We start from the raw sequence: 8662 nt of genomic DNA, 5'->3' as shown, positions 1-8662 counted from the left end.
GGTCGGAGCCGGCGCATGAGTTTCCGATGTTCGCGCAGGAGGCCGGGCTTGCCGCCTTCGCACGGGCCGCCGTCATGTTCGGCGATCCCGCCTATCGGCAGGCCGCGGATCGCATCTTCGGTTTTCTCAGGAACACGATGGCCGCCCCGGGCGGCGGCTTCTACGCCTCCTACGGCATGAGCGAGGGTGAGCCCGGCGTCGACCGCAGGCTGTATGCCCGCGAGACCGCGCAGGCGATCGCCGGCCTGCTCGCCTATTACGATGCCACTGGCGTCACGGAGGCGCGCGAGCTTGCGGTCAAGGCGGCGCGCTGGGTGCTGGCCGATCGCGCCCTGCCCGGCGGCGGCTTCCGCCACGCCGAACAGGACAAGGGCGGTCCCTATCTCGCCGACAATGTCGAGATGGCGAAGGCGCTGCTGGCGCTGCATCGCTCCACCGGCGAGCGCGAATGGCTCGCGCACGCACGGGGCGCCGCGGATTTCATCGCAAAAACCTTTATCGATCCCGCGACCGGCGGATTTCAGGCGTCGGCGTCACCCGACGCGCAGCATGTGACAAAACCGATCAAGCAGCGCGAGGACAATGTCACGGCGGTCCGGATGTTCAGCCTGCTGTCGTCCTACACCGGCGAAAACCGCTACCGTGAAATCGCCGAGGCCGGCATGGGCTATCTGACGTCGCCGCCGATCCTCGACGCCTTCGGCTTCCTGCCGGACGTGCTGCTCGCCGAGGACGAATTGCGCAACGAGGCCGTGCACGTCACCATCGTCGGCGCCAGGGACGACCCGCGCTCCGCGGCGCTGTACCGCGCCGCGCTGGCCTATCCGCTCGTCAACAAGCGCGCCGAATGGTGGGACAAGCGCGAAGGCAAGCTCGCCAACCTCGACGTCGACTATCCGGATTTTCCCGATGGTCCGGCGGCGTTCGCCTGCACCAGCACGTTCTGCTCCTATCCGGTGACGCAGCCGAACGCGATTGCCGCGCAGCTCGATGGCTTGAAGCGCGCGCGAAAACCCTGATCTTTTGGCGCATTTTCCTGCCGCTAACCAATATCGAGCCGTCCGAAAAACGCTATCGGCGCGGTTCTGCATCCCCAAAAGCTCCATTTCGCGCTCACAAACCGGCTGCGCGCGAGCCAAATTGCCGCCGCATTACTGTTCGAGTCTGACACCGTCGATGTTCGCCGAGTGGGATCGATTCAAGCGAACACTGGTCGCAGGGTATTTCGAGTAACAATCAAGGCCGTAGTTCGCGCGTCTCTCGCGCCGCGATGAGTCATGCCCAAATTCAAGACCAAATTCAGGGAACGAGTCCAGGGAGACCGGCATGAAGGAAGCCACCAGGCGCGCCGCTTCGGAGGCGCTTGCGCGAATGACCGCGGTGACGGCGATGCTGGTCATTGCCGGCATCATCTTCTACTGGCGGTGAACACTGGTGTCCCGGACGCAGCCAACTCTATCTCCGCGAACACCAACACGGCGGCCGCGACGATAAACCCGTCCGGCTTCGGCAACGTCCAGGTCGTTCGCGACGGGGCCACTGGGCCGGGGCCACTGACTGGTAGGGAACTGGTCGCGACCAACGCCGTCAGCCTTATCTATGATGTGGCGGCGGGCACGTTCCACATCCTCAGTCCGGTGAACTGGCCCAATACCTCGGGCGTCCCCGTGGGAACGATCATCCCGGTGGCTGGCTTCACGGCCCCGACCAACTACGCCTTTGCCTATGGCCAGGCAGTCAGTCGCGTAGCCACCGGCTCCGGCACGATGACCTTCTTCGCCTGCGGCAATGGTGACGGCTCAACGGCCTTCAACCTACCGGACTATAGTGGCCTGCTTCCAGCAGGGATGGCGCATTGACCAAGTTACAGTTCAACACGGGGGTGGGATCTCACAATCATCCGGTGTTCCCGAATGATCCGGGTCACACACACCTCTAACGCAATTAGTGCTTCTACCGCGACGGGAGGTGGCGCGTTTCCGGGCTGGTAGCAATGGCACAGCAACGATCAACTCTGCAACAACAGGCATCACCGTCCAAGACGCCTCTGGTGGTGGAGGCACGGCTAACCACAACCAGACCGCTTCCAGCATTTCGGCGGCGAACCCAATGCTCACCTATGCACCAAGTCGCGTTGTTAACTGCGCAGTGAGGTTGGTCCCCATGAGGAAGATACTCGCACTATTCACACTTCTGCTGGCAGTGGTGTCTCCGGTTCACGCTCAGAGTACCAAGGCTGCGTTACAGACTGAGATCAACACACCCTTCGCGGACAACACGACAGGACTCATAACCCCCAGCAAGATGCGCACGGTCCCTTCGGACATCGTCAATTCGATCATGCCGACGGCTCCAGTAGTCAGTGGGAATCCAACCTGCTTCAATGGCACTAACGGGCTGCTCAAGGGCTGCGGTGTAGCGCCAAACGTGCTGGGAGCCGCCACGGGCACGTCGCTGGCCTTTGGTGGCTGCATACCTGGTGCAGGTACGCTCTGTACTAGTGGTCCTGCCCTCTTCGGTGGCGTCGATGCCAGTCAGCTCGGTGTCAATAGTCTGACTGGTCCGGTGTTCCAGGTCGACACTTCAGCTGCATCGGCGGCTGCCGGCGCTACAGTGGTGGGCCTCGCCGCGGGCAGCGGGGCTCAGCTCACGACAATATCGACCGGAACCAACGAGTCGCTGGCGATCGACGCCAAGGGTACTGGCACGATCCCGCTCGGCAACGTATCGACCGGAGCGGTCAGCATCGTTCCGACCGTGACGAATTCCGGCACCACCACCATGAGCGGTGCGCTCGCTTGCGGCGGGGTCACACCGGCCAATTCGGCAACCGGCACGGGCTCGATGGTCCCGTCCAACCTGCCGAAGATAACCAGCCTCACGGTAGGCGTGACAACTAACCCAGGCCACGGCATCCTGATCGATCAGACTGTGGGCGGGGGCATCAACGACCTGGCCGGCATACAGAACTCGGTCGCGTTCGCACCCGGTAACGCTACCGACCTGGCCGGCATCTTCGTGGTCCCCTCGCTGCTGACTGGCTCGGCCTACACCGTCACGGAGATGTATGGCGTTCGCGTCGAGAACGTAGTCAAGGGTTCTGGAGCTTCGCTGACCAACTACTACGCGCTCAAGACAGATCCGCTGACGGCCGGCAGCACCATCAACCAGGCGATCTGGACCCAGGGCACGGCCCCCGTCGGCATCAACACGTCGAACGCCCAGGCACCGCTGCACGTCAACGCCAACACGGTGCAGAACATAGCACCGCCTGCTGGCTCGATGGTGCACGTCACCGCGGCGGATGCATCTGATGCAGTCTTGAGCATCGAGGTATTCCAGAACGGCGCCTTCAAGATTCCGCAGGTCGTAACTCGAAATGCGCGAGGGACCGCGGCATCCCCGACCGCGATTGGCAATGGGGACTTTCTCTTCCTGCTCCAGGGGCAGGGCTTCGGAACATCATTCACCAATTCCAGCAACGGCGGTATTGCGCTGATCGCTGACGAGAATTTCTCCGCAACAGCCAATGGCACCAGGATATCCCTGCAAGCCACCAAGAAGACGACAACGAACAACAACAACGTTCTCACGGCGGACGGCTTCGGGCACGTCACCGTGGGCCTGACCGCCCCCTCCATCTCAGCGTGTGGCACTTCTCCGAGCGCCGCGCGAGGCACCGACGTGGACGGCGAGGTGACGGAGGGAACAACCGCGACCGGCTGCACCATCACGTTCGCCAACACCTACACCGCTGCCCCACAGTGCACCGTGAGTTCGCAGGCGGCTCTGACGAGGTTCGCCTACACCATCTCGACTTCGGCAATCACGATTGCCCACGGCAGTGCCAGCAGCACCAAGATCAACTGGCACTGCGGTGGTCTCTGACCTTAAACAAGACGAAGAAGGAGCGCTACCTCATGAGAAACGTACTAGTCGCCGCAGTACTACTGCTCATGCTCACGCCAGCAAGTGCAGACGAGCGACGGGTGGACTTCACCGTCGCCCTGCTGGACATCGACGAGAAACCAGTGCGAGAGTGCGCCGATGACCCACCCATCCGAGATGGACGCGAGTGCCAGAGCTACCGGAACTTGACACTGGGCATGGTCGTGTTCCGCGCACTGGCGACGCCGGAGGCCGGTCTCGAGCCGGATGCAGCCATAAGGCGGGGCCAGCTCGGCATGGGCCTGTACAAGTCTACCGAGTACGTGCTCACTCCGGAGGACATCGTGCTGATCAAGAAGCAGGTCGCCAAGATCTATGGCCCCATGATCCTGCTGCGTGTGGCGCGCATGATTGACGCAACGGTCAAGTGAGGCAGGCCACGCTGCTCCGCAGAGCCGAGACCCAGACATAAGATGCGGAGTGATATCCGGCCCGGATCAGCAACGCACCGCCATAGCGTGTCGAAGACGCGCGTAAACGCGCTTGTGGCGCTGCGCGGCATCCGGGGAACGTCGGGGCCGCCTTTGCTGAGGACGCCAGCACACCCCGAACGCATTATTTCACCTTCGCAAAATACGGCACCAGCCGCCCCGCAAATTGCGTGAACCGCGCCGCGACCTTGTCACCAATGGCAAGGTCGTTGTCGCCATGGGCCATCATGCGGAAACCCTCGGCGGTATCGACCAGCACGATATTGTAAGGCACATGCGCGCGGGTCTCGGGCGTGGCGGCCCGGCACACCAGCGACGTGGCGTAGACCGTCCCTGCCCCGCCGGCGCGTTTTTCCTCCAGATCGGACCCGCCGCACGCCGCGCAAAAACCGCGACGAAAATATTGAACCGCACCGCATGAACCGCAGGATTGATAAATGATGGCCGGCTGGCCCCTGGTCCAGTCCGCGAGTTTGTCGCTCATCGCACCCGCTCCAGGAACATGCTGACATGGGACGACAGCACGCCGCCGTCGCCGTGCAGCAGTGCGACCGAGGCGTCGCGGACCTGGCGGTTGCCGGCGCGTCCCGTCATCTGCAGATGGGTTTCGACCAGATGCGCCATCGCGCCACCGACGCCGCAATGGCCGTAACTGAGCAAGCCGCCATGGGTGTTGAGCGGCATGGCGCCGTCCCGGCCAAAATGCCCCGCGCGCACCCGCGCCGCCGCCTCGCCGCGTCCGGCGAGACCTAAATCTTCCAGCAGCATTGCCAGCGTGATGGTAAAACTGTCATAGACCGCCGCATAGCGCACATCGGATATCGCAAGGCCCGCCGCCGCCTTCGCCCTGGCGATCGCGATCTCGGCGCCGAGTTCGCTCAGGCGAGGCGCCGCCGTGACATGCTGATGGGTATGCGCCTGCGCGCAGCCGCGCACGCGCACGCCGGTCTCGCAGGTCGGCTCGCGGCTGACCACGAACGCCGCGCCGCCGTCAGACACCGGACAGCAATCCAGAAGTTTCAGCGGCATCGCCACCGGTTTTGAGGCCATCACATCGGCGACGCCGATCGGCTCGTGGAATTGCGCACCGGGATGGCTCGTCGCGTGCTGGCGCATCAGCACCGCGAACTCCGCGAGATCTTGCTGGGTCACGCCATATTCGTGCATGTAGCGCGACGCGACAAGGCCGTAATAGGCCGGGATCGTCGGTCCCAGCGTCACCTCGTAATCGGGATGGCCGACCTGGGCCAGCGCCTGGATCGAGGCGTCGCGGCTCTGCCCGGTGAGACGGTTTTCGCCGCCGACCACCAGCACATGTCTGGCGAGGCCGGCATCGACCAGATGATGCGCCAGCATGGTCATGGCGAGCCCGGTGGCGCCGCCGACCTGCACGGCGTGGGCATAGGACGGACGAATGCCAAAATGTTCGGCGAACACGGTCGCCAGCATGATGTGTGGCGAGACCGTGCTGTAGCCGCAGAGGATGCCGTCGATCTCGGATCGTTTCAGCCCGGCGTCGGCGATCGCAAGCTTCGCCGCCTGGCTCATCAGGTCGAGCGAGGACGAGCCTTCGTGCCTGCCGTAGGATGTCAGTCCGACGCCGGTGATGAAGCTCATGATCGCGATCCGACGTTTGGCTTCGTCATTCCGGGATGCGCCGCCAGGCGCAGACCCGGAATCTCGAGATTCCGGATTCGCATCTTCGATGCGCCCCGGAATGACGGTCGCAGAGATTCGCACATCTTCCCATCGATCCTCAATACGACTTCGGCAGGCCCAGCACCTTCTCGGCAATGAAACTGAGAATGAGCTGCGGGCTGATCGGGGCGATGCGCGGGATCAGGGATTCCCGCAAATAGCGCTCGACGTGATATTCTTTCGCATAGCCAAAGCCGCCATGGGTCATGACCGCCTGCTCGCAGGCATGAAAGCCCGCTTCGGCGGCGAGATATTTCGCGGCATTGGCGGCGGGCCCGCATGGCAGGCCCTGGTCGTATTGCCAGCCGGCGGACAGCACCATCAGCCAGGCGGCTTCCAGCTCCATCCAGTTTTTCGCCAGCGGATGCTGGATTCCCTGGTTCATGCCGATCGGGCGATTGAACACGATGCGGCCCTTCGCGTAAGCCGAGGCGCGCGACAGCGCGATCTTGCCGAGCCCGACCGCCTCGGCCGCGATCAAAATCCGCTCCGGATTCATGCCGTGCAGGATGTATTCGAAACCGCGGCCTTCTTCGCCGAGGCGATCTTGCACCGGGATCTCGAAATTCTCGAAAAACAATTCGTTGGAATCGACGGATTTGCGGCCCATCTTCTCGATCTCGTGCACCGCGACGCGCTTGCGGTCGAAATCGGTGTAGAACAGGCTCAACCCCTGCGTCGGGGTCTTCACCTCTTGCAGCGGCGTGGTGCGCGCCAGGAGCAGGATCTTGTTGGCGACCTGCGCGGTGGAAATCCAGACTTTTTGACCGTTGACGATGTAGCGGTCGCCCTTGCGCACGGCGCGGGTTTTCAACTGCGTGGTGTTGAGCCCGGTGTTCGGCTCGGTCACCGCAAAACAGGACTTGTCCGCACCGGAAATGATCGGCGGCAGCATGCGGGTGCACTGCTCGGCGGTGCCGAACACGACCACCGGATTGAGCCCGAACACGTTCATGTGCACGGCGGAGGCGCCGGACATGCCGGCGCCGGACTCCGAAATCGTCCGCATCATGATCGCGGCGTCGGTGATGCCGAGGCCCGAGCCGCCATACTCCTCCGGAATGCAGATGCCGAGCCAGCCGGCATCGGCCAGCGCGCGGTGGAAGTCGGCGGGATAGCCGCCCTCCTTGTCCTTCCTCAGCCAGTAGGTTTCGTCGAAACGCGAACAGATTTTCCCGACGGCGTCGCGGATCGATTCCTGATTGGCTGACAGCGCAAAATCCATCGGTCTCTAGTCCTGTGTGCTGGGCGCTCTGGTAATCCCGTCGCGCACCATCGCGGCAATCTGCTCGGGAGAAAAGCCCGCCTCCTGCAAGATTTCCGCGCTGTGCTCGCCCAGGCGCGGCGCCAGCCGCTTGGTCTCGACCGGCGTATCCGACCATTGCGCCGAAACCTTCATATTGCGAATCCGCCCCTCGGTCGGATGATCGATGACGGGAAAGAAATCGGTCGCGACGATGTGGGGATCCCGCAGCAGGCTTTCGAGGTCGTGCATCGGCATCACGGGCACGTCCGCCTTCTCCAGGATATCGCTCCATTCGGCGGTGGTTCTGGTTTCGAGGATGCGCGCCAGTTCGGCGTAGACCGTATCGATGTTGGCGGCGCGGCCGGCGAAGGTCGAAAATTTCGGATTGGCGCGAAGATCGTCGCGGCCGGTCGCCCTGAAAAAGTTCTCCCATTGCTTGTCATTGTAGACGATCACGCAGATATAGCCGTCCGATGTCCTGTAGGGCCGGCGATCCGGCGACAGGTGCCGCGCATAGCCGCCCTTGTCGAGCGGCGGCTCATAGGTGAGACCGCCCATGTGGTCGCCCATCACGAAGCCGGCCATGGTCTCGAACATCGGGATGTCCAGGCGCTGGCCGCGCCCGGTGCGGTTGCGATCGACGAGACTGGCGCAGATCGCGCCCACCGCCGTCAGCCCGACGATGCGATCGACCAGCGCATTGGGCACGTAGCGGGGAACGCCGTCGCTGGTCTGCGCCATCAGCGCCGGCAGCGCGGTCGCGCCCTGAATCAGGTCGTCATAGGCGGGTTTGGCGGCATAAGGCCCGTCCTGGCCAAAGCCGAATACGCCGGCATAGATCAGGCGCGGGTTGATTTCCGAGACCACATCATAGCCGAGTTGCAACCGCGCCATCGCCTGCGGGCGCACATTGTAGACCAGCACGTCGGCGGCGGCGATCAGCCGCAGCACGGCGCCGCGGCCCGCCGGTTTCTTGAGGTCGAGGCAGATCGAACGCTTGCCGCGGTTGGTATTGAGGAACACCGGTCCCATGCCGGGATGGCGGGTCGGCCCGATCTGCCGCGTCACGTCGCCGTCGAGCGATTCCACCTTGATGACATCGGCGCCGTAGTCGCCGAGCATCTGGGTGGCATAGGGCCCCATCAGCACGGTCGTCATGTCGATGACCTTGATGCCCTGCAATGGTCCCATGGTCTGGTTTGCTCCCCCGATATGTCGTTCCGGCCTAGTAACGGCAGCGCGTTGGGAAGATCAAGCGCGCCGGGCGTATGGGCGTATGCGCTGGAGACCAACAACCGGTGTCGTCCCTGCGAAAGCAGGGACCCATACGCCGTATATG

At 63.4% G+C, this 8662-nt stretch carries 8 protein-coding genes; 4 read left to right on the top strand and 4 right to left on the bottom strand.

Features of this window, described 5'->3' with window-relative positions; all coding sequences use genetic code 11:
* The 4 genes from WCE35_RS13210 to WCE35_RS13195 all read left to right on the top strand — a co-directional run.
* Positions 1 to 1019: beta-L-arabinofuranosidase domain-containing protein (locus WCE35_RS13210; protein ID WP_424593795.1), on the top strand; the 1019-nt coding region annotated here is incomplete at its 5' end.
* A 405-nt stretch (positions 1020 to 1424) separates the two neighbouring features.
* Entirely contained in the window at positions 1425 to 1859 is a 435-nt protein-coding gene (locus tag WCE35_RS13205; RefSeq protein WP_424593794.1) for a phage tail protein, read from the top strand.
* Positions 1860 to 2163: 304 nt separating this feature from the next.
* Positions 2164 to 3888 (top strand): hypothetical protein, encoded by a 1725-nt coding sequence (locus WCE35_RS13200; RefSeq protein ID WP_424593793.1) that lies wholly within the window; start codon positions 2164 to 2166, stop codon positions 3886 to 3888.
* Positions 3889 to 3956: 68 nt separating this feature from the next.
* Complete coding sequence (locus WCE35_RS13195) at positions 3957 to 4319, top strand: hypothetical protein (protein ID WP_424593792.1); 363 nt, start codon at positions 3957 to 3959, stop codon at positions 4317 to 4319.
* Between the two features lie 184 nt (positions 4320 to 4503).
* Here WCE35_RS13195 and WCE35_RS13190 read toward each other — a convergent pair whose 3' ends face one another.
* From WCE35_RS13190 to WCE35_RS13175, 4 genes are all read right to left on the bottom strand, one after another.
* Entirely contained in the window at positions 4504 to 4863 is a 360-nt protein-coding gene (locus tag WCE35_RS13190) for a Zn-ribbon domain-containing OB-fold protein (protein ID WP_424593791.1), read from the bottom strand.
* Positions 4860 to 5996: a thiolase family protein gene (locus WCE35_RS13185; RefSeq protein ID WP_424593790.1), complete on the bottom strand. Its 1137-nt coding sequence runs from the start codon at positions 5994 to 5996 to the stop codon at positions 4860 to 4862. Before WCE35_RS13185 ends, WCE35_RS13190 begins: the two co-directional genes overlap by 4 nt.
* Positions 5997 to 6135: 139 nt before the next feature.
* On the bottom strand, positions 6136 to 7302 hold the full coding sequence (locus tag WCE35_RS13180; protein ID WP_424593789.1) for an acyl-CoA dehydrogenase family protein: 1167 nt from the start codon (positions 7300 to 7302) through the stop codon (positions 6136 to 6138).
* 6 nt (positions 7303 to 7308) lie between these two features.
* On the bottom strand, positions 7309 to 8514 hold the full coding sequence (locus WCE35_RS13175; protein WP_424593788.1) for a CaiB/BaiF CoA transferase family protein: 1206 nt from the start codon (positions 8512 to 8514) through the stop codon (positions 7309 to 7311).
* Between the last annotated feature and the right edge of the window lie 148 nt (positions 8515 to 8662).

This window comes from Bradyrhizobium sp., assembly GCF_049691595.1.
Lineage (GTDB): Bacteria > Pseudomonadota > Alphaproteobacteria > Rhizobiales > Xanthobacteraceae > Bradyrhizobium.
Note: the sequence above shows the minus strand (reverse complement) of the source record. Positions and strands in the feature narration are given on the sequence as shown.